This is a genomic window from Pandoraea cepalis, assembly GCF_902459625.1.
In the GTDB taxonomy this organism is placed as follows: domain Bacteria; phylum Pseudomonadota; class Gammaproteobacteria; order Burkholderiales; family Burkholderiaceae; genus Pandoraea; species Pandoraea cepalis.
The window spans coordinates 17709-39800 of record NZ_CABPRY010000015.1 but is presented as its reverse complement, the minus strand read 5'-3'; the positions used below and the strand labels follow the sequence as shown (position 1 = coordinate 39800).

The window sequence follows — 22092 nt, the reverse complement described above, 5'->3', positions numbered from 1 at the left end:
GCGATTTATGCCTGTCGCGGCGTGGGCACCGTGGGGGTGAGAAATCGATGCGCCAGCGCGTGATAGAACGACGGCGCGATCGTTTTCGACACCTGGGTCGAGAGCAGGGCCACGGCCATGAGTGGGATCACCATCTGGTGGCCGTCGATCATCTCCATGACGATCACGAACGACGTGATCGGTGATTGCGTGACCGCCGCCAGATACCCGACCATACACAACGCGGCAATGGCCGGGAGCGGCACCACGGAAGTCAGATGGGCCATCACATTACCCAGTCCGGCTCCGATGGCGAGCGACGGTGCAAAAATGCCGCCCGGAATGCCCGACAGATAGGACACACACAATGCCGCGAACTTCAGCAGTGCATAGAGCGGCGACAGTGCGACATGCGACTCCAGCAGGCCGCGCGCCTCCGCGTAGCCGCTGCCGAAGGTCGTGCCCCCCGAGACCAGCCCGATGATGGCGATGGCCAGACCACACAGAAACGCGAAGCGCACCGGGTGCGCACGACGCATGCCGACCAGCGGCGCGGGCATCCAGCGAGGCACGTTGAGCATCAGCCAGCCGAACAGTCCTCCGGCCACGCCGGTCAGCAGGCTGGCAGCAACGAGCACCGGGATCAGCGTCCAGTGAAACTCGCTGAGCGCCTTGATCTGTCCGAAGTACAGGTAGTTGCCCTGTAGACCGAGTGCCACGACGCCGGAAAAGATGATGGCTGTGATGAGCGTGCCGGAACTGCGAGCGACGAAGCTACGGCTCAGTTCCTCAATGGCGAATACCACGCCCGCGAGCGGCGTGTTGAACGCCGCTGCGAGGCCGGCGGCCGCGCCGGCCAGCGTCAGCTGACGCTCGATATGGACACTGCTGCGCCGATACCCGCGCCGCATGGCATACATGAGCGACGCGCCGATCTGCACCGTTGGCCCTTCGCGACCGATGGTGAAGCCGCAAAGAATGCCGATAAACGAGATCGCGATCTTGCCGATCATGATGCGCATCGACAATAGCGACGACGACAGGCGCGACTCCTGAAGCGTTGCGATGACTTGCGGAATCCCACTGCCCTCTGAGCCGCGGAAGAACTTCTGCGTCAGCCAGATGGCCAGCGAGGCGCCAAGCGGCGTAACGATCAGGGGCAGCCAGATGCCATGCGACAGCATGCGCTGGAACAGCTCGAAGCCGAAGTCGATCACCTTGGCGTACACCACCGAGACCAGACCCACGAGCACCGCACCCAGCCAGAACACGCCGTAGTTATGCCAGAGACGACGCGAGCGATGAATGCCACGTCTGGCTAGCCGCTTCGATAATGTGAGCGATGCGGGCGACGCAGGGGGGGAGGGCGGGGAGGGCGGTGTTGACGCGGCGTTGGACGAGAGATCTGACACGGGATCGTGAGCGACGACGGAGAAGGGTTCGCACGATTATACGCCGTGGCCCCTATGGGCTTGGTCCACAGGTGTCTCGGAATCTACCGAATGTGCAGTGCGTCATGAGTTCATTTAAGATATTCGAATTCGCCAAAGAATGATCATGAACGAACTCATTTTCTGTCCCCGCTGTGCCACGCCGCTCGACTCGCGTGAGGTCGCTGGGCGCATTCGCCGCGCTTGTCCCGACGCGGCTTGCGGTTTCGTCCACTGGGACAATCCGCTGCCGGTCGTGGCCGGACTCGTGGAGTACCGCGGCCAGATCCTGCTGGCGCGCAATGCCGCCTGGACCGAAGGCATGTTTGCGCTCATCACGGGCTTTCTCGAGCGCGACGAAACGCCTGAAGACGGCATCCGGCGCGAGATCAAGGAAGAAACCAATCTGGATGCTGGCGCGATGTCGCTGCTCGGCGTCTACGAATTCATGCGCAAGAACGAGCTGATCATTGCCTATCACGCGGTCTGCGATGGGGACATTCGTCTGTCGGACGAACTCGCCGAGTTCCGGCTCGTCGAGCCCGAGCGGGTGCGTCCGTGGCGCGCCGGCACCGGGCACGCGGTGGCCGAGTGGCTGCGGCGGCGCAATCTGCCGGTCGAATACGTCGAATCGGCCCGGCTATCCATTGCCGGCTGACAAGCGGGCGCGAGGACTGCGGTAGAATCGCAGCTTGCGGGCCAACCCCCGGTACACGATCAGAACGAGTCGGATCCAAGGGACATCAGGAACATGAGCATGGAATTTCAGAAAGAAGTCGACGCAAGCGGACTGAACTGCCCGCTGCCGATCCTGCGCGCCAAGAAAGCGCTCGCCGACATGCAGAGCGGCGAAGTGCTGCACATCATTGCCACTGATCCGGGCTCGGCGCGCGACTTCAGCGCGTTTGCCAAACAAACCGGCAACGAACTCATCGAATCGCGCGAAGAGGGCAAGACGTTCCACTTCCTGATGCGCCGCCGCTGATCGCGCGGCGGCATCTCGCCGAACCCGCCCGCCGGTGCGTGATGCACGGCGCAGCGGGCACAAAAAAGCCGACGGACAACTGCCGTCGGCTTTTTCTTGGGCGCAAGTCCTGGCGCTTATGCCAGATCGAGTTGCGTCTCGCGCAGGTATTCGCGGAAGGCATCCTTGAGTTCCGGATGGCGCAGCGCGAACTCCACGGTGGCTTTCAAGTAGCCGAGCTTGCTGCCGCAATCGAAGCGCTTGCCCTGGTAGCGATACGCCAGCACGACTTCATCCTGCATCAGCTTCTGGATGGCGTCGGTCAACTGAATCTCGCCGCCCGAGCCCGGATCGATTTCGCGGATGCAATCGAAAATGCGCGGGCGCAGCACATAACGGCCGACCACGCCCAGATTCGACGGGGCATCTTCCGGCGCCGGCTTTTCGACGATATTCGTGAGCTTGACGATGTCCTTCTCGCCCCACTCGTTGCCCGCGACGATCCCGTACGAGCGGCTTTGCTCGATGGGGATCTCTTCCACGCCGATGATCGAGTTGTGATACTGGTTGTACAGATCGACCATCTGCTTGAGCACGGGCGGCTGGCCGTCGAGCAAGTCGTCGGCGAGGATGACCGCGAACGGTTCGTCGCCCACGAGTTTCTCGGCACACAGCACCGCATGACCCAATCCCAGTGCCTTGGGTTGGCGCACGTAGAAGCAGTCGATATGCGGCGGCTTGATCGAATGCACGACGTCAAGCAGTGCCTGCTTGTTCTTGGCCTCGAGTTCCGCTTCGAGTTCGAAGGCCGTGTCGAAGTGATCTTCGATCGCGCGCTTGTTGCGCCCCGTCACGAAGATCATCTCCGTAATACCGGCGGCCGCCGCTTCTTCCACCGCGTACTGAATCAGCGGCTTGTCCACGACGGGCAGCATTTCCTTGGGGCTCGCCTTGGTGGCCGGGAGGAATCGGGTGCCGAGGCCCGCAACGGGGAACACGGCTTTGGTCACAACGGCTTTCATTGGTATCTCCCTGGTGATATGAGCGCGTCTCAGGCGGGCAGGCGGGCGAGCTGAGCCTGCAGTTTACCGAGCACGGCTTCAAAGTCGACCAATCGTTGCTTCTCGAGTTCCACCACATTGGCGGGTGCACGTGCCACGAAGCTCTCGTTGGAAAGCTTGCCGTGGCATTTGGCGATCTCGCCTTCGAGGCGCTTCACTTCCTTGCCGAGTCGCTCGCGCTCCGCGGCGACGTCGACTTCCACCTTCAGCGCCAGCTTGTTCGCCCCCACGACAGCAAGCGGCGCACCGGCCGCCTGCGCGTCGAGCGTCGCTTCGTCTGTCAGCACTTGCACTTCAGAGAGCTTGGCGAGCGTTTGCAGATACGGCGCAATCGACGTGAGGAATTCCACGTCGCCCGCGACCAGCAGCGGCACGCGTTGCGCCGGCGAGAGGTTCATTTCGCCGCGCAGGTTGCGGCAGGCGTCGACGGCGGTCTTCAACTGCTGCATCCAGGCTTCATCGCCTTCGTCGATCTTGCTCGCGTCGGCCACCGGATACGGCTGCACCATGAGACTGGCTTCGCCCGCCGCCTTGTCTGCCGGATAGCGGCCCGCCAGCGGTGCCACCTTTTGCCACAACGCTTCGGTGATGAACGGAATGATCGGATGCGCCAGACGCAGCACCGTTTCGAGCACGCGCAGCAAGGTGCGACGCGTGGCGCGCTGTTGCGCCGGGGTGCCGTTCTGAATTTGCCACTTGGCCAGTTCAACGTACCAGTCGCAGTACTCGTCCCAGACGAACTTGTAGATCGCGCTGGCGATGTTGTCGAAGCGATAATCGGCAAAGCCCTTCGCTACATCGGCTTCCACGCGCTGCAGCAGCGACACGATCCAGCGGTCGGCGCGCGAGAAGTCGAGCTGGCCGTCGGGGCCGCAATCGCCCACGCACGGCGCGAGGCCGCAGTCGTGGCCTTCGCAGTTCATCAGCACGAAGCGCGTGGCGTTCCACAGCTTGTTGCAGAAGTTGCGATAGCCTTCGCAGCGCGCCAGATCGAAGTTGATGTTCCGGCCAAGCGTGGCCATCGAGGCGAACGTGAAGCGCAGGGCGTCGGTGCCGAACGGCGCAATGCCGTCCGGGAATTCCTTGCGCGTCTTCTTCTCGATGCTCGCTGCCTGCTTCGGATTCATGAGACCCGTCGTGCGCTTGGCGAGCAGGGCGTCGAGCGACACGCCGTCGACGATGTCGATCGGATCGAGCGTGTTGCCCTTCGACTTGGACATCTTCTGACCTTCGGCGTCGCGCACCAGACCATGCACGTAGACCGTCTTGAACGGTACCTTGCCGGTGAAGTGCGTGGTCATCATGACCATGCGCGCCACCCAGAAGAAGATAATGTCGAAACCGGTCACGAGCACCGACGACGGCAGGAAATGCTTGAGTTCGGGCGTTTCTTGCGGCCAACCGAGCGACGAGAATGGCACCAGCGCCGATGAGAACCACGTGTCGAGCACGTCTTCGTCGCGCTTGAGCGCGCCGGTGTAGCCCGCGGCACGGGCCTTCTCGGCGGCTTCCTCTTCCGTGCGGGCGACGTACACGTTGCCGGCGTCGTCATACCAGGCCGGAATCTGGTGGCCCCACCAGAGCTGACGCGAGATACACCAGTCCTGGATGTTCTCGAGCCACTGGTTGTATGTGGTCGTCCAGTTCTCCGGGACGAACTTGATCTCGCCGCTGCGCACGACGTCGAGCGCGGTTTCGGTGATCGACTTGCCCGGATGGAACGTGCCTTCCGGGGCCGGTTTGCTCATCGCCACGAACCATTGGTCGGTGAGCATCGGCTCGATGATCGTGCCGGTGCGGTCGCTGCGCGGCACCATCAGCTTGTGCGGCTTGACGGATTCGAGCAGGCCGAGCGCGTCGAGATCGGCCACGATCTGCTTGCGCGCGTCGAAACGATCCAGCCCGCGGTACTTTTCCGGGGCGTTCTCGTTGATCTTCGCGTCGAGCGTGAGGATGTTGATCTGCGGCAGGTTGTGGCGCTGACCGACGGCGTAGTCGTTGAAGTCGTGTGCCGGCGTGACTTTCACCACGCCCGTGCCGAATTCGAGATCGACGTAATCGTCGGCAATGATCGGGATTTCACGATCGCACAGCGGCAGCCTGGCCGTCTTGCCGATCAGGTGCTTGTAGCGCTCGTCTTCCGGATGGACCATCAGCGCGGTGTCGCCGAGCATCGTTTCCGGACGCGTGGTCGCCACCGTGAGCGACCCCGAGCCGTCGGCGAGCGGGTAGCGGATGTGCCACAGCGAGCCGTCTTCTTCCTCGCTCACCACTTCCAGGTCGGACACGGCCGTGAGCAGGGTCGATTCCCAGTTCACGAGACGCTTGCCCCGATAGATCAGTCCTTGCTCGTGGAGCGTGACGAACACGTCGCGCACGGCGCGCGACATCTTCTCGTCCATCGTGAAGTATTCACGGCTCCAGTCGATCGACGCGCCCAGGCGGCGCACCTGGCGCGTGATCGTGCTGCCCGATTCTTCCTTCCATTCCCAGACGCGCTCGACGAATTTCTCGCGGCCGAGGTCGTGGCGCGAGACTTTCTGGGCATCGAGCTGACGCTCGACGACGATCTGCGTGGCGATGCCCGCGTGGTCGGTGCCCGGCACCCAGAGGGTGTTGGCGCCTTTCATGCGGTGATAGCGGGTCAGGCCATCCATGATCGTCTGGTTGAACGCGTGACCCATGTGCAGCGTGCCGGTCACGTTCGGCGGCGGCAACTGGATGCTGAAATCTTCGCGGGCGTCGTCGAAGGTCGGCCGGGCATAGCCGCGGCGCTCCCATTCGGGGCCCCAGTGGGCTTCGACGTCCTGCGGCTCGAAGCTCTTGGCAAGCGTATTGTCGCTGTCGCTCATGGATTGGATGGACCGTGTAATGCGTGAAACCCTGAATTATAAAAGATTCGGTGGCATTTCCGCGCCGCAGCAGGATTTATAATCGAGCTTCACTCGAATTTCCTTCCCGACATGCCCGATCTGCTCGCCAACCTGAACCCCGAACAACTGGCCGCCGTGACCCTCCCGGACGAGCCGGCCCTCATTCTGGCGGGCGCGGGTTCCGGCAAGACGCGCGTGCTGACCACGCGTATTGCCTGGCTGATCCAGCATGGGCACGTGGGGCCGGCCGGGATTCTGGCCGTCACCTTCACCAACAAGGCGGCCAAGGAAATGCAGGCCCGTCTGGGCGCGATGCTGCCGATCAGCACGCGCGCCATGTGGATCGGCACCTTCCACGGGTTGTGCAACCGTATGCTGCGCGCGCATTTTCGCGACGCCGGGCTGCCGCAGAGCTTCCAGATCCTCGACCAGGCCGACCAGCTCTCCGCTATCAAGCGTCTGCTGAAGGCGTCGAATGTCGACGACGAGAAGTATCCGCCGAAAAACCTGCAATATTTCATCAACAACGCCAAGGAACAGGGCCTGCGCCCGCACGAGGTCGAGGCCAACGACGCCTTCAACCAGAAGTTCGTCGAGCTGTATGCCGCCTATCAGGCGCAATGCCAGCGCGAAGGCGTGGTCGATTTCGCCGAACTGCTGTTGCGCTGTTACGAGCTGCTCAAGCACAACGAGCCGTTGCGCGTGCACTACCAGTCGCGCTTCCGGCACGTTCTGGTCGATGAGTTCCAGGACACGAACAAGCTCCAGTACGCGTGGCTCAAGATGCTCGCGGGATCGAACGCCGCGGTATTCGCCGTGGGCGACGACGACCAGAGTATTTATGCGTTTCGTGGCGCCAACGTCGGTAATATGGCCGACTTCGAACGTGAATTCCGCGTGCGCCACCTGATCAAGCTGGAACAGAACTACCGCTCGCACGGCAATATCCTCGACGCGGCCAACGCGTTGATTTCCAACAATGCGCGGCGTCTGGGCAAGAATTTGCGCACCGACGCGGGGCACGGCGAGCCGATCCGTGTCTATGAGGCGGCGACCGACCTGCAGGAAGCGAGCTGGCTCGTCGAAGAGATCAAGGCCCTCGTCGCGCAGGGGCTCTCGCGGCAGGACGTCGCCATTCTCTATCGCAGCAACGCCCAGTCGCGGGTGATGGAGCACGCGCTCGTGGGTGCGGGCATCGCCTACCGGGTGTATGGCGGTTTGCGCTTTTTCGAGCGCCAGGAAGTCAAGCATGCGCTGGCGTATCTACGCCTGATCGAGAATCCGAACGACGATACGGCGTTCGCGCGGGTCGTGAATTTCCCGACGCGGGGAATTGGCGCGCGTTCGTTGGAGCAACTGGCCGACGCGGCGCGACTCTACAACTGCTCGATGTACGCCGCAGTGCCCTATATGACCGGCAAGGCGGGCACGAATCTGACGGCATTCGTGCGGCTCGTGGAGCAGATGCGCCACGATACCGAGCGGCTCACGCTGCCGGAGGTCGTGGCGCGCGTTATCGACGCCAGTGGGTTGATCGCGCATTATCAGACCGAGAAGGAAGGCCAGGATCGCATCGAGAACTTGCAGGAATTGGTGCATGCGGCCACGGCATTCGTTGCCGAGGAAGGGTATGGGCTCGATGCCCCGGCGCGGTTGATCGCCATGCGTCCTGCGCTGCCGGGCGCGCCCGACGTGCTGGCCTCGCCCGACGGCGTGGTTGACGCCGATACGCCGGTGGAGATGACGCCGCTTGCCGGCTTCCTGTCGCACGCGTCGCTCGAAGCGGGAGACAATCAGGCCGAGGCGGGGCAAGACGCCGTGCAATTGATGACGGTTCACGCGGCCAAGGGCCTTGAATTTACGGCGGTGTTCGTCACCGGTCTCGAAGAGGGACTCTTCCCGCACGAGAACAGTGCGCTCGAACTCGACGGTCTCGAAGAAGAGCGGCGGCTGATGTACGTGGCCATTACGCGTGCCAAGGAACGGCTGTATCTGTCGTTCACGCAAAGCCGCATGCTGCACGGGCAGACGCGTTACAACGTGCGCTCGCGCTTCTTCGACGAAATCCCCGAGACGGTGTTGAAGTTCCTGACACCGCGCTCGCAGCCGGGCGCGCGGCTGGGGCAGGCCGAGCCGGCCTGGGGGCGCGATTGGTTCGGGCGTGGCAAGACGAGTGCGCCGAAGCCGGAAGAATGGGTGGCCACCAAGTCGGAGCAGGCGCTGGCCGACCGTTCGCGCGCGTCGGAGACGGGCTTCAAGTTGGGGCAGGGCGTTTTTCACACCAAGTTCGGCGAAGGCAAGATCATCGGCCTGGAGGGCGCGGGGGCGGAAGCCCGCGCCCACGTGAAATTCGGCCGACATGGGGAGAAGTGGCTGGCGCTGGCTGTCGCGAAGCTTCAGCCGATCGAGTAACGGCGCGGCCCCGTCATCGTCACCCACGACAAAGGGCACCCGAGGGTGCCCTTTTTTTGCGCGTCTGTCGTTGACGCCGCCGTTCCCGCTTACGCTTCCGGCGGGGCGACGTTCGGATCGATGGCGCCGATCTCCTGCACGCCGAAGCAACCGCGATAGCTCGCGTAGAACGAGCAATACAGCACGGCCGTGAACAGGATCGAGTAAGGCATCAGCAAGAGCATCGCGTATTGATGAATGCCCATCGCAGCCATCGCCAGCGTCACGATCAGCGGCAACACGGTGGCGACGACCGCCGTGCACAGGCCGTAGACGACGAATGCACGGAAGTTGCGCACGCAGGCCGTCCAACTGAAGAACAGCGCCTTGATGGGCGGGATGTCGTGCCAGGCTACGAGCACCGGCGCGAACCAGAACATCATCGCCACCGGTATGTAGGCCACCGCCACCGCCAGCATCGCCTGGCCCATCGAGCCGTTGGTGAGCGACTCTTCGCTGATGCGGCCATCGAAGAGCATCTTGTTGACCAGGTCGCCGCCGTCGAACAGCGCCGAGAACAGGAACACGACGGTCATCGCCACAATGTAGTAACCGCCGAGCATGAGCAGCCGGCGCGAGACCTCCTTGCCGTGGCCGCGAAAGCCGTCGAGCAATACGTGGGGCAACACCTGCTTGTTCTTGATGATGTCGCGACAGGCCGCCATGAAACCCACCGACAGGCCCGGGATGAACAGCAGCGGCAGGAAGGCGCCCACGACCGGCAGGATCGAAAGCAACATCACCCCGAACAGATAGGCGAAGAGCAGCGTCAGAATGGCGAGCGGGTTCTTGCGGAACAGCCAGACGCCTTGGCGCAGCCACACATATCCACTCTTCGGCGGGACTTCAAGCAATTGCATAGGGTTCGAATGACTCCGATAGGATGTCGAGTTACCGCCAGGGGATGGAATGGGCTTCGATGCGTTGGCGCAGGATTCGTTCGAAATGCCCCGGATCGTGCGGCTTGAGCATTTCGGCCGCCCGTGGCAGGTGAAAATCATACAGGCGCGACAGCCAGAAGCGCAGCGCGGCGGCGCGCAACATGTCGCGCCAGTGCGACGCTTCGATGTCGGTCAGAGGGCGCACCGTCTCGTAGGCGCGCAACATGGCATGCACACGCGCCTCGTCCAGCACGCCGGTCGACAGGTCGCAGCACCAGTCGTTGACCGTCACGGCCAGATCGAACAGCCATTTGTCGCAGCCCGCGAAGTAGAAATCGAAGAATCCGCCCAATCGTGGCGAACCGTCTTCGGCCTTGTCGAACAGCACATTGTCACGGAACAGATCGCAGTGGCACGGACCTGCCTGCATGGCACGATAGTCATTCGACGCGAAGAACGCGGCCTGATGCGCCATCTCGCTATCCAGTAGCGCGCGTTCGGCGGCGCTCAGGAACGGCGTGACCTCGGGGGCGGCCTCGCGCCACCAGGGCAGGCTGCGCAGATTGGCTTGCTCCAGCGTGAAGTCGCGCCCGGCCAGATGCATGCGTGCCAGCATCGCCCCGACATGCGCACAGTGTTCGGGCGCGGGGGCCAGCTCGGAGCGTCCGGCCAGCTTGGTGACAATGGTGGCGGGCTTGCCGTTCAACTCGCTCAGAATCTCGCCCGTGCGATCGGGCATCGGATCGGGCACCGGCACGCCGTGATGGGCGAGATGGCCCATCAACTGGAGGTAAAACGGCAACTGCGTGGCCGTGAGCTTCTCGAACAGCGTCAGCACGAACTCGCCGCGCTCGGTCGTCAGGAAGTAGTTGGTGTTCTCGATGCCGGAGCTGATGCCCCGAAAATCGAGAACGTTCCCCAGATCGTAGCGTTGCAGCCATGCCTGGAGCTGCTCGGGCGAGACGGTAGTAAAAACAGCCATGCGTGCGTTAAGTGGAGATGTCTCAGACAAACGGCCCGCGCACGTGCAGCGGGCCGCTGGTGTGAAACAGACAGGATGCAGGCGCACCGCTGGGCGGTGCGCGGAGGTGACTCAGATTACCAGAGACGTCAGAACTTCAGGCCGACGGACGGCAAACGGTCGTTTTGCGACGTGTTGTCGCGCGTACGCGGCGCGTTGTCCGGCGGCGTGGTCAATTGGTAATTGGTGCCGAAACGCGAGTGGACATCGACCTCCGTGGGTTTGCCGCGGTCGCGGAACTCGGTCACGGTGGTGCCTTGGTCGTTGACGTAGTAGCTCGGCTTGCGCTCCTGGTTGACGTCGACCGACGATTTGCTGGTGGCGGCGGCGCGGGCGTCGGCCTCGCGTTTGGCGGCCTGCGCGGAGGTCTCCTGACCATTCTGGGCGAAGGCATGGCCCGCGAACAGCAGGCCCGCACCGATCATCAGGGGCAGGGCACGGGAAAAGCGCGTTGTCATCATTATTCTCCGAGGGCGGGAACGCATTCGCGGCGCGTGAGGCAAGCCTGGCCGTCGCAACGGGTTCCAATGCTTCCATTCTATCAAACGTCCCCCGCTTCGCATCGTGAAATCGCGTCGAATGTGCCGTAGTTGCTTGCCTCGCGAGGGATGCCATGCCTTGGACTCGCATTTTTTATCGTCATCGGCGCTGGGCTAAGCGATTCGATTGCGTACCCTTAGCGTCTTTATATTGCTTTTGGTTATAAATAAATCGCAAGACAATCGTTTTCGTTGAAGTCATCTTCTGGCATTCTGCGTCACTGTCTTGATGGGCGGCCGTGTGTCGCCCATTTGCATTCTGGAGTCCCAAATCATGTCGTTATCCGCCGCCTCGGCCGCCGTCAAAACGGCCCCGCCTTCGCCGTCCTCCTATAACGCCCGGCCGCTCGCCATCGCGCTGGTGCTGATTGTTGTGGGCATCGCCTACGTGCAGGCCACCGTAGGGCCGAAGCAGGCCGCACTGGCCGGTATCGGCGCCTTGCTCGGCGTGACGCTTTACCACGCCGCATTCGGCTTCACGTCGGCTTGGCGCGTGTTCATCGCCGACCGGCGCGGTGCGGGTCTGCGCGCACAGATGGTCATGCTCGCCGTTGGTGTCGTGCTGTTCTTTCCCGCGCTGGCGGATGGCGTGCTCTTCGGCAACAAGGTTGCCGGCTTCGTCTCGCCGGTTGGCGTGTCGGTGGCGTTCGGCGCCTTCATGTTCGGTGTCGGCATGCAACTCGGCGGCGGTTGCGCGTCGGGCACGCTCTATACCGTGGGGGGCGGCAGCACGCGCATGATCGTGACGCTCGCGGCGTTTGTGGTGGGGTCGGTGGTGGCAACGGCGCATCTGCCGTGGTGGGAAGCACTGCCGCATATCAAGCCGGTCTCGCTGGTCAAGACGTGGGGCTTGTGGCCTGCGCTCGTCGCCAACCTGGCGTTGTTCGCCGCGATCGGTGGCTTGACGCTATGGGCGGAGAAGCGTCGTCACGGCCGTGTCGTGGGTGTGCCGATGACGCGCAGCGCAAAGGGCACGCCCGCCTTGCTGCGTGGCCCCTGGCCGCTGGTGTGGGGTGCGCTGGCGCTCGTGCTGCTCAATTACGCCACGCTGGCATTGGCCGGCCGTCCGTGGGGCGTGACATCGGCGTTCGCGTTGTGGGGCGCCAAGGCATTCATGGCGCTGGGCATCGACGTGGCCTCGTGGCCGTACTGGGCGAAGCAGGCCAATGCGCTGAACGCGCCGATCGCACAGGACGTCACCACCGTCATGGACATCGGGATCATTCTCGGCGCGCTCGCTGCCGCGTCCATCGCGGGCAAGTTTGCCCCCGTGTGGAAGATACCGGTGCGCTCGCTGCTCGCGGCGGTTATCGGCGGATTGCTGCTCGGTTACGGCGCACGTCTGGCGTACGGCTGCAATATCGGTGCGTACTTCAGCGGCATCGTCTCGGGCAGCCTGCACGGTTGGCTGTGGTTGGCGGCGGCGTTTGCGGGCAATGTGTTCGGCACACGCCTGCGTCCGCTGTTCGGTCTGGCCGTGGAAACCACGCCACGCGACAGCGGCTGCTGATCGACATCCCCCCGCCGGCAGATCTTCCGTCTGCCACACAAAAATACGGCGCCTGCGATCACTCGCGGCGCCGTATTGACTTTGGATGATGACGCTTGGGCGGCTGCCCGTCGCGATCACAGGTAGAACATCTTCTCGCTGCTTTCCGTTTCGGGCTCGATATGGCCGTCGTAGAACGCGAACACCGCTTTGAGGATGTCGTCGGGGTCGTCCATGACCTGCACCAGGTCGAGATCCTTTTCGCCGATGAGGCCCATCGGCAGCATCGTCGAGCGCACCCATTCGAGTAGCCCCTTCCAGAATTCCGTGCCGACGAGGATCACGGGCACATGGCGCGACTTCTGCGTCTGGATGAGCGTGAGGACTTCGGACAGTTCGTCGAGCGTGCCAAAGCCGCCCGGCATGATGACGAACGCGTCCGAGTTCTTCACGAACGTGACCTTGCGCGTGAAGAAGTGTCGGAAACGTAGTGAGATGTCCTGGTACTGATTGCCCTTTTGTTCGTGCGGCAGTTCGATGTTCAGGCCGACGGTCGGCGAGGCGCCACCGTGCGCGCCCTTGTTGGCGGCTTCCATGATGCCGGGCCCGCCGCCGGAGATGACGGCAAAGCCGTTGTCGGAGAATTTGCGGGCGATGGTCATCGTCAGTTTGTAAAACGGCGATTTCGGCTTGATGCGCGCGCTGCCGTAGATGCTGACGGCCGGCCGGATCTCGGACAGGTACTCGGTCGCCTCGATGAACTCTGCCATAATCGTGAACATCTGCCACGACGCGCGCGCCTTTTTTGCGGTGGCGCGCTCATGGTCTGCCAGCATGCGCAGACTCGGTATTTCTTTTCTTCTCTTGGTCATATGTCGGAACAGCAAAGTCTGGAAGGTAAGACGCTCTTATTGGTCGATGGTTCGAGTTATCTCTATCGAGCCTATCACGCCCTGCCGGATTTGCGCGGTCCCAATGGCGAGCCGACGGGGGCGCTTCACGGCATCGTCAATATGCTGCGCCGCATGCGTAAAGACGTCCACGCAGAGTATAGCGCCTGCGTTTTCGATGCCAAGGGCAAGACGTTCCGGGACGATTGGTACCCCGAATACAAAGCGAATCGTCCGTCGATGCCGGAAGATCTGCGCGCGCAGATCGAGCCGATTCACGAGGCGGTGCGCGCCATGGGCTGGCCGCTGTTGATGATCGATGGCGTGGAGGCCGATGACGTCATCGGCACGCTGGCAAGGCAGGCGGCCGAGCGCGGCATGCGCGTGGTCGTCTCCACCGGCGACAAGGATCTGGCGCAACTCGTGAACGACCGCGTGACACTGGTCAACACAATGACGAACGAAACGCTCGATGCCGCCGGCGTCGCCGCGAAATTCGGCGTGCCGCCCGAGCGCATCGTCGATTACCTCACGCTTGTCGGCGACACGGTCGATAACGTGCCGGGCGTGGACAAATGCGGGCCGAAGACGGCCGTCAAGTGGCTCACGCAATACGGAGATCTCGACAATCTCGTTGCGAACGCCGCGGAGGTGAAAGGGGCGGCGGGCGAAAACCTGCGCCGCGCGCTCGACTGGCTGCCGATGGGGCGCAAGCTGGTGACAGTCGCGCTCGATTGCGATCTCGCACCGCAGGTCACCTCCATCGACGCGAGCTTGCAATCGCAGCCCGAAGATGTCGAAACGCTGCGCGATTTCTTCGTGCGTCACGGCTTCAAGACCTTGCTGCGCGAAGCGCAGGCCGCCGTTGCCACGCAGGCCGGTGAGCCGGCGCCGGCACCTGTGGCCGACACGATCGCGCGAGAATACGAAGCCGTGCTGACGTGGGCGCAGTTCGACGCATGGCTGAAGATCATCGAGTCGGCCGAGTTGACGGCATTCGATACCGAGACCACCTCGCTCGACGCGATGCAGGCGCAACTGGTTGGCCTGTCGTTGTCCTGCGAACCGGGACGCGCCGCCTACATTCCGGTGGCGCATCGCGCACCGGGCGATGTCGACCAATTGCCGCGAGACGAAGTGCTGGCGCGCCTGAAGCATTGGCTCGAAAGTCCTGACCACAAGAAGGTCGGACAGAACCTCAAGTACGATGCCCACGTGCTGGAGAACTACGGCATCGTGTTACGCGGCATTGCGCACGACACGATGCTTCAGTCGTACGTGCTCGAATCGCACCGCGGCCATGACATGGACGGCCTGGCCTCGCGCCATCTCGGCGTGACGACGATCAAGTACGAAGAGGTGTGCGGCAAGGGCGCCAAGCAGATCGGCTTCGACGAAGTCACCGTCGAGCGCGCGACCGCCTACGCCGCCGAAGACGCCGACATCACGCTACGACTGCACCGCGCGATCTATCCCGACGTGGCGCGTGAAGCCACGCTGGAGTTCGTCTACCGAGACATCGAAATGCCCACGGCGCGCGTGCTGCAGCGCATGGAGCGCAACGGCGTGCTTGTCGACACTGCCCGTTTGGCCGCGCAGAGCGACGAGATCGGCCAGAAGCTGGTCGCGCTCGAAGCCGAAGCGTACACACTGGCCGGGCAGCAGTTCAATCTGAATTCGCCCAAGCAGATCGGCGACATTTTCTTCACGCAGCTGCAACTGCCGATCGTCAAGAAGACGGCGAGCGGTGCCCCGTCGACCGACGAGGAAGTGCTGCAGAAGCTCGCCGAAGACTATCCGTTGCCGAAGGTGCTGCTCGATTACCGTGGCCTTGCCAAGCTCAAGTCGACGTACACCGACAAGTTGCCGAAGATGGTCAATGCCTCGACCGGCCGCGTGCACACGAACTATGCGCAGGCCGTGGCGATCACCGGGCGCCTGGCGTCGAACGATCCGAATTTGCAGAACATTCCCGTGCGCACGGCCGAGGGTCGCCGCATTCGCGAGGCATTCATTGCACCTCAGGGCAGCCAACTGGTGTCGGCGGACTACTCGCAGATCGAGCTGCGCATCATGGCGCATATCTCGGGCGACGAAAGCCTGCTGCGCGCATTCGCCAACGGCGAGGACATTCACCGCGCCACGGCGGCGGAAATCTTCGCCGTCACGCCGATCGAGGTGTCGACCGAACAACGTCGCTACGCCAAGGTCATCAACTTCGGTCTGATCTACGGCATGAGCGCGTTCGGGCTGGCCGCGAACCTCGGTATCGAACGCGACGCCGCCAAGCAGTACATCGACCGCTATTTCATGCGCTACCCGGGCGTAGCGCGTTACATGGACGAGACGCGCAAGAGTGCGAAGGCGCGCGGCTATGTCGAAACGGTCTTCGGACGCCGTCTGTGGCTACCGGACATCAATGGCGGCAACGGACCGCGCCGCCAGGCCGCCGAGCGTGCCGCCATCAATGCCCCGATGCAGGGCACGGCCGCCGATCTCATCAAACTCTCGATGATCGCCGTGCAGCGCTGGTTGGACGACAGTGGCCTGCAGACGCGTCAGATCATGCAGGTGCACGATGAACTGGTGCTCGAAGTGCCCGACCATGAACTGGCCGAGGTTCGCAAGCGTTTGCCGGAACTGATGTGCGGCGTGGCGAAGTTGCGCGTGCCCCTCGTGGCCGAAGTCGGCGTGGGCGAGAATTGGGAACAGGCCCACTGAACGGCGTTGGGTTGACACCTAAAGTGAGCGCGTCGCGCGGGCGGCCCCGCGCCTTGGCCGACGCCGCTGTCGGCCCGTATCGCATGGCTCAATAGCGGGAATAGGGTGACAGCCATACCCGAACTCCGCACTCTGCGGTAAGGTAATCGCTATCGCCGGCGCGGCAAATGCCGACCGGCCGGACGGTTTTCCAAGCACGGGGAGTTATTGTGAGTGTGCATCGTATCGTTGTGGTCGGCGGCGGCGCCGGCGGTCTGGAGCTTGTCACCCGCCTGGGCGACAAGTACGGGCGTGGGAAGGACGTTCAGGTGACGCTGGTCGACCGTTCCTTGTCGCACATCTGGAAGCCGCTGTTGCACGAGGTCGCTGCCGGTGTCATGGACACCGCAACGCATCAGCTCTCGTATGTCGCTCAGGCCAACTGGCATCGTTTCGAGTTTGCGGCCGGCGAGATGATCGGTCTGGATCGCGCGAACCGGACGATCCGGCTGGCGGCGGTGCCTGCGGCAGCCGACGAAGGCGAGGGCGATTTGCTGCCCGAGCGCACACTGGCGTATGACACGCTCGTGCTCGCCATCGGCAGCACGACCAACTTCTTCGGGGTGGCCGGTGCTCAGGAAAATACCATCGCACTCGATACCGTCGAGCAGGCCGAGCGTTTCCGTCGTCGGCTGATGGCCGCCTGCGTGCGCGCGCAGAATGAAGCCGAAGCGCCGTTGCCGAGCGCGCTGGCGGCGCCGGTCGCGCAAGGCGTTCATGAGGTGCCCCCCGATACGGCGGCTGCGCCCGCCCCCAAGGTCGAAGGCCGCCCCAAGGTCAACCTCGTCATCGTGGGCGCGGGCGCGACGGGTGTCGAACTGTCGGCAGAGCTGCGCAACACGGCGGAAGTGTTGCGTTCCTACGGGTTGAAGCTCGATCCGCGCAAGGATGTACGCATCACCATCATCGAATCGAGTCCTCGCATTCTGAAGGCGTTGCCGGAGCGCGTATCGGGAGCGGTGGCCGGATTGCTGGGCAAGCTCGACGTCGACATCCTGTGTGGCGATTCGGTCGCCGAGGTGCGCAAGAATGAAGTCACGACGACTGGGGGCCGTGTGCTGCCGGCCGACATCACGGTCTGGTCGGCGGGCATTACGGCGCCGCCGGTGTTGGGACAACTGGGGCTTAGCGTCAATCGTCTGAATCAGATCGAAGTGTTGCCGACGCTACAAAGCAAGTCGGATCCGGACATCTTCGCGTTCGGCGACTGCGCGAGTTGCGAATGGCCGGAGCACGGCTTCGTGCCGCCGCGGGCGCAAGCGGCGCACCAGCAGGCGAGCTTCCTGGTCAAGGCGATTGACGCCCGGCTCAAAGGGCAAAGCCTGCCGACGTTCACTTATCGCGATTTCGGTTCGCTAGTCTCGTTAGGCAAGTTCAGCGCGGTGGGCAATCTGATGGGCGGGCTCATCGGCGGCAGCATGTTCATCGAAGGGCTGTTTGCGCGGGTGATGTATACGTCGCTCTACCGCATGCACGTGGCGGCGCTGCATGGGGTCTGGCGCATGATGCTCGATACCGTTGCCAATCGCCTGCGTCGTTCGACCGTGCCGCGCGTGAAGCTGCACTGACGCTCAGCTGACGTTGGGTTCACGTTTTGCCGCTGGTCAGGCCGCACGGGTTTCGCGGTCTGACCGGGTGTCAGGCGGCCTGCGCTGTGGCGGTGGGCACCCGTTTCGGAGGGTTCCGATCGACGGCGCGCCGGCGTCCGAGTGCAAGCGCATCTTCACTCTAGTAAGATCCCAACGTCCGGCCCCGGGGCGGAGGCGCATCCCGACGTTTCCGTTGGCGGTCTCCCCGGCATGCCTTTACTGACGTGTTTCCCTGGAGTACGACATGTCGCAAGCGGATCTGGATAGTCTTGTGCCCGAAGTGGCGCCGAGCAACCGGCGCGAATTTCTGAAGACCGCCGTCGGTTCGGCGTTTGCGCTGGCCGTGCTGCCGGTGGCGGCCGAAACCATCACGACCGATGCGCAAGGGCTGGACGCGGGCGAAACCCTGCTCGACGTGCCCGACATCAAAATGCCGGTCTACTACGCGAAACCTGCGGGCAAGACGCATCTGCCGACCATCGTCGTGGTTTCGGAGATCTTCGGCGTGCATCAGCATATTGCCGATATCTGCCGACGTTTCGCCAAACTCGGGTATCTGGCGGTCGCGCCGGAGCTATTCGCGCGCGCGGGCGATCCGCAGTCGCTGGGCACGGTTGCCGAGATTCAGTCGCAGATCGTCGCCAAGACACCGGACGAACAGGTGATGCGCGACATCGACGCGACGCTCAAGTGGGCGCTGGCCAATGGCGGAGACGAGAAGCGTATCGCCATTACCGGCTTCTGCTGGGGCGGCCGCGTCGCCTGGCTCTACGACGCGCACAATCCCAATGTGAAGGCGGCGGTGGCCTGGTACGGGCGCATCGTCGGTGACAGGAGCCCCGATTTCCCAAGGCAGCCGATCGATATCGCGGGCAAGCTGCACGGGCCGCTGCTCGGCCTGTACGGCGGCAAGGACCAAGGCATTCCCGTGACAAGCGTGGAACAGGCACGTGAGGCCCTTGCGCGCGGCGATGCGGCGTCGAGAGCCTCGAAGCTGAAGGTATTCCCGAATTCGGGACACGCATTCTTCGCAGATTACCGGTCGAGCTATGTCGAAGCCGACGCGAAGGAAGGTTGGACATTGGCATTGGACTGGCTGCACAAGCACGGCGTGGCGTGAGCCGCCGATGTCGCGGGCCGGCTGGCGAGGGCATTGAGCCCGTCGGTGGGGGGGACGCCACTGTGCTTCGCGAGCCGACGGTTTGCCTGTGACGGGAAAAGCTGGTTAAATCGCCGCCTTGCCTGCGGGAGAATCACCATCGACGCCATCTTTCTTTTTATCGTCATCGCCACGCTGGCTTCCGGCGTGTTGAGCCTTGCCGGCGCGGCGTCGCTGTCGCTTGGCCTGCTCTCGAAGCTCATTGACAAGATGGTCAGCTTTTCGGCGGGCGTGCTGCTTGGGACGGCGCTGCTGCACCTGCTGCCGGAAAGCCTCGAGTCGCATGTCGATGCGCACGTCATCACCGGTTGGCTGCTGGGCGGATTGCTTGGATTCTTCCTGCTGGAAAAGCTGGCGTTGTTGCGCCACAGCCATCATCACGAAGGCGACGGGCATCACCATGAGCACGGGCACGACGCCCATGAAGCAGGCAAAGGCGGCTGGATGATTCTGGTCGGAAGCGCGATTCACAACTTTGCCGATGGTGTCGTGATCGCGGCGGCGTTCCTCACCGATCCGCGCCTCGGGGTTGCGGCAACGGTCTCCATCACGGTCCACGAGGTGGCGCACAAGCTCGGCGACTTCATGGTGCTGCTCAACGCCGGTTTTCCGCGTCGCAAGGCGTTGGTACTGACGCTGGCCTCGAGCCTGACGGCGCTGGCCGGCGGTGTGCTCGGTTACTTCATGCTCGACCGTCTTCAGAGCCTGATCCCGTATTTGCTGGCGCTAGCGGCAAGCAGCTTCATCTATATCGCCGTGTCGGACCTGATGCCGCAGATGCAGCGCCGCACGTCGCCGCGCGACGCGCTGCCCCAGATCCTACTGATCGCGGTGGGACTGGCGCTGGTGGTATGGCTCAACGGCCACGATCATGAGCACGCCCACGGTCGCGACCATGACGCCCCCCGCAGCGCCCTGGCGATGTCGTTGGCAGGTGTCGGCGGGGCTTACGGCTGGGCGCCGGTGGCGACCGGACGGCGCTTGTCCGCACACCACTCGCTCCACGACCCCGCATAGAGGCTGGCCCCATGAAGGCCCGCGACCTCCATCGCCAGCAGATTGTGGCAAGCCGTCACGCCTGAGCCGCATTGCGAGATGACGCGCTCGGGCAGGCGATCCTTGCCGATGACCTGCGCGAACGCTTCGCGCAGGGCGGCGGCGGGTTTGAAGCGCCCATCCGGGCCGAGGTTGTCCTTGAAGAAGTGATTGACTGCACCGGGAATGTGACCGCCGATCGGATCGAGGGTTTCGTTCTCGCCGCGATACCGATCCGGTGACCGTGCATCGACGATCAGACGCTCGTGCGACGTCAGGTTGCGCTCGATGGCCGCCGCGTCGGCGGTGGTGGCGAGCGGCTCGCCTGCGGTGAAATCACCCGGCGGCGGCGCTTCGGGCGGGGCGGCGTCGAGCGTGAAGCCGGCCGCTTCCCAGGCCTGCAGGCCGCCGTCGAGCACGGCAACAGACTCGTGGCCCAGCCAGCGCAGCAGCCACCACAGGCGGGCGGCATAGACGCCACCTTGCGCGTCGTAGGCGACGACTTGCTGGCCCTTCGACAACCCGCATGCGGCGAGTTGGCGGGCGAGGGTGTCGCGCTCGGGCAGCGGATGGCGACCGTTCCTGCCTGTCGTCTTTCCCGACAGGTCGCGTTCGAGGTGGGTGTAGAAGGCGCCGAAGAGGTGGCCGTCGACATACGCCGTTTCGCCGGCCGTCGGATTCGCGAGATCGAATCGGCAATCGAAGAGGATCACCGGGGCACCGCCGTCGGCGGCGGTTTGCATCAGCGCGTCAAGATTTTGCGGGCTGATGAGCGTGGTGAAGTGCGTGTGAATCATGGCGTCTCCGCAGGCGGGCGTGGGGGAACGGGTGGCGGGAACCACCCGGCATCAGGCCGTGGCCGACGGTCGGCGCAGTGCGGTCATGCCGCTCGCCACAATGAGCAGCATGCCGATCCAGCCGGCCAGCGCGGGCCAATCGTCCCAGACAAGCATGCTGACCAGTGTAGCGAAGATTACGCCGGAATATTGCAGATTCGCAGTGACCAGCGTGTTGCCCAAACTGAAGGCGCGGGTGAGTGCCGTTTGGGCGACGAGCGCCGCGATTCCGACTCCGAGCATGAGGCCGGCGCTGCGCCAGGTCAGCGCGTGCATGCCGTCGATGGCGACCCAGCCGAGGCCTAGCAGTACCCCACCCAGCGAAAAATAGAAGACGATGCGCCAATCGGGTTCGCCCGCCGTGCCAAGGTCCTTGACCTGCATGTACGCGATGGCCGAGAACACGCCCGAGACGACGCCCGCCACGCCGGCGGTCCACGCCTGGCTGTCGATCGTCGGCTGGAGCAACAGGGCAACACCGACGAATCCCGCAAAGATCGCGGCGACCAGGCGGAAGTCGGCTCGCAGGCTGCCGCGCATGGCCGCCGTCGCCATCACGATCAGGGAGATCCAGATCGGCGACATGTAATTGAGGGTCATCGCCGTGGAAAGCGGCAGTTGCGTCAGGGAATAGAACCACAGGCCGAGGGAGATCACGCCGGCAGTACTGCGTTTGACGTGCGCGCCGAGGTGGCGTGTTCGAATCGAATGACCGCGTGCGCGCGCCAATACCAGCAAAACGACGACACCGATAAGGCTGCGGTAGAGAATGATTTCGCCGGTGTTGTATTCGTTTGCCGCCAGCTTGATGAATAGCCCCATCAACGTGAACATGAAGGCGGAGACCAACATCCAGAGCGATTGCATGGCGAATGGGGGCCGATTGACGGCGAAGAAGCGAGCTGAGGCGCTGTGAACCGAGCGCGGGCAACGCGTGCGGCAGATGGAGTGCGCGCGCGGTCATGTCGAGAACGTTGCGACGATTCTAACGAAAACGGCGGGCCGATGGCCCGCCGTTCTCCGAAATTTCGGCAAATATTTAATTCAGTCTCGCGGGCGCCACATCGGCCGTCCGGTGGTGTCTCAACCCGGCGCTTCAACCGTCTCAACTCGTGAGACGGGCTGGCGTGCCAGC

The 22092-nt window shown here is 63.5% G+C and carries 17 protein-coding genes; 8 read left to right on the top strand and 9 right to left on the bottom strand.

All coding sequences use genetic code 11. From position 1 onward, the window contains the following. Window positions 1–5: 5 nt before the first annotated feature. Window positions 6–1250 (bottom strand): chloride channel protein, encoded by a 1245-nt coding sequence (locus PCE31107_RS21365; protein WP_425494742.1) that lies wholly within the window; start codon window positions 1248–1250, stop codon window positions 6–8. 286 nt (window positions 1251–1536) lie between these two features. Here PCE31107_RS21365 and PCE31107_RS21360 point away from each other — a divergent pair, with 286 nt between their 5' ends. Both PCE31107_RS21360 and PCE31107_RS21355 read left to right on the top strand, forming a co-directional pair. Beyond that, entirely contained in the window at window positions 1537–2067 is a 531-nt protein-coding gene (locus PCE31107_RS21360; protein ID WP_150610591.1) for an NUDIX domain-containing protein, read from the top strand. A 99-nt stretch (window positions 2068–2166) separates the two neighbouring features. Continuing rightward, window positions 2167–2394, top strand: coding sequence for a sulfurtransferase TusA family protein (locus tag PCE31107_RS21355; protein ID WP_017231876.1), 228 nt, complete (start codon window positions 2167–2169; stop codon window positions 2392–2394). A gap of 116 nt (window positions 2395–2510) precedes the next feature. Here PCE31107_RS21355 and galU read toward each other — a convergent pair whose 3' ends face one another. Beyond that, on the bottom strand, window positions 2511–3395 hold the full coding sequence (gene galU, locus PCE31107_RS21350) for a UTP--glucose-1-phosphate uridylyltransferase GalU (RefSeq protein WP_150610590.1): 885 nt from the start codon (window positions 3393–3395) through the stop codon (window positions 2511–2513). A gap of 29 nt (window positions 3396–3424) precedes the next feature. Continuing rightward, the gene (locus PCE31107_RS21345) at window positions 3425–6286 is read right to left on the bottom strand and encodes a valine--tRNA ligase (protein WP_130026455.1); all 2862 of its coding nucleotides are present in this window, start codon (window positions 6284–6286) and stop codon (window positions 3425–3427) included. Between the two features lie 111 nt (window positions 6287–6397). On the opposite strand from PCE31107_RS21345, the gene PCE31107_RS21340 reads away from it, so the two are divergent. Next, on the top strand, window positions 6398–8719 hold the full coding sequence (locus PCE31107_RS21340; protein ID WP_150610589.1) for a UvrD-helicase domain-containing protein: 2322 nt from the start codon (window positions 6398–6400) through the stop codon (window positions 8717–8719). 89 nt (window positions 8720–8808) lie between these two features. On the opposite strand, the gene PCE31107_RS21335 is transcribed toward PCE31107_RS21340, so the two are convergent. The 3 genes from PCE31107_RS21335 to PCE31107_RS21325 all read right to left on the bottom strand — a co-directional run bounded on the left by PCE31107_RS21335 (window position 8809) and on the right by PCE31107_RS21325 (window position 11121). Further along, window positions 8809–9618 carry a BPSS1780 family membrane protein gene (locus PCE31107_RS21335; RefSeq protein ID WP_150610588.1) on the bottom strand — a complete coding sequence of 270 codons (810 nt, stop codon included), beginning with the start codon at window positions 9616–9618 and terminating at the stop codon, window positions 8809–8811. Window positions 9619–9649: 31 nt separating this feature from the next. After that, on the bottom strand, window positions 9650–10621 hold the full coding sequence (locus tag PCE31107_RS21330; protein ID WP_150610587.1) for a homoserine kinase: 972 nt from the start codon (window positions 10619–10621) through the stop codon (window positions 9650–9652). A gap of 128 nt (window positions 10622–10749) precedes the next feature. Next, window positions 10750–11121, bottom strand: a complete 372-nt coding sequence (locus PCE31107_RS21325) for a hypothetical protein (RefSeq protein ID WP_150610586.1) — start codon at window positions 11119–11121, stop codon at window positions 10750–10752. Window positions 11122–11473: 352 nt separating this feature from the next. Between PCE31107_RS21325 and PCE31107_RS21320 the strand changes: the two genes are divergently transcribed. Further along, window positions 11474–12709 (top strand): YeeE/YedE family protein, encoded by a 1236-nt coding sequence (locus tag PCE31107_RS21320; protein ID WP_150610585.1) that lies wholly within the window; start codon window positions 11474–11476, stop codon window positions 12707–12709. A 116-nt stretch (window positions 12710–12825) separates the two neighbouring features. Here PCE31107_RS21320 and PCE31107_RS21315 read toward each other — a convergent pair whose 3' ends face one another. Continuing rightward, entirely contained in the window at window positions 12826–13560 is a 735-nt protein-coding gene (locus PCE31107_RS21315; protein WP_130026450.1) for an LOG family protein, read from the bottom strand. Between PCE31107_RS21315 and polA the strand changes: the two genes are divergently transcribed. From polA to PCE31107_RS21295, 4 genes are all read left to right on the top strand, one after another. Then, window positions 13561–16299: a DNA polymerase I gene (gene polA, locus PCE31107_RS21310; RefSeq protein WP_130026449.1), complete on the top strand. Its 2739-nt coding sequence runs from the start codon at window positions 13561–13563 to the stop codon at window positions 16297–16299. A gap of 215 nt (window positions 16300–16514) precedes the next feature. After that, window positions 16515–17906, top strand: a complete 1392-nt coding sequence (locus PCE31107_RS21305; protein WP_174966753.1) for an NAD(P)/FAD-dependent oxidoreductase — start codon at window positions 16515–16517, stop codon at window positions 17904–17906. Window positions 17907–18171: 265 nt separating this feature from the next. Further along, entirely contained in the window at window positions 18172–19047 is an 876-nt protein-coding gene (locus tag PCE31107_RS21300) for a dienelactone hydrolase family protein (protein WP_130026447.1), read from the top strand. Between the two features lie 132 nt (window positions 19048–19179). Continuing rightward, the gene (locus PCE31107_RS21295; protein WP_343032357.1) at window positions 19180–20103 is read left to right on the top strand and encodes a ZIP family metal transporter; all 924 of its coding nucleotides are present in this window, start codon (window positions 19180–19182) and stop codon (window positions 20101–20103) included. Here the strand turns inward: PCE31107_RS21295 and PCE31107_RS21290 are convergent. Together PCE31107_RS21290 and PCE31107_RS21285 are read right to left on the bottom strand one after the other, a co-directional pair. Then, complete coding sequence (locus tag PCE31107_RS21290) at window positions 20034–20918, bottom strand: sulfurtransferase (protein ID WP_130026446.1); 885 nt, start codon at window positions 20916–20918, stop codon at window positions 20034–20036. The genes PCE31107_RS21295 and PCE31107_RS21290 overlap by 70 nt on opposite strands. Window positions 20919–20969: 51 nt before the next feature. Further along, window positions 20970–21824, bottom strand: a complete 855-nt coding sequence (locus tag PCE31107_RS21285; RefSeq protein ID WP_150610583.1) for a DMT family transporter — start codon at window positions 21822–21824, stop codon at window positions 20970–20972. Window positions 21825–22092 lie beyond the last annotated feature (268 nt).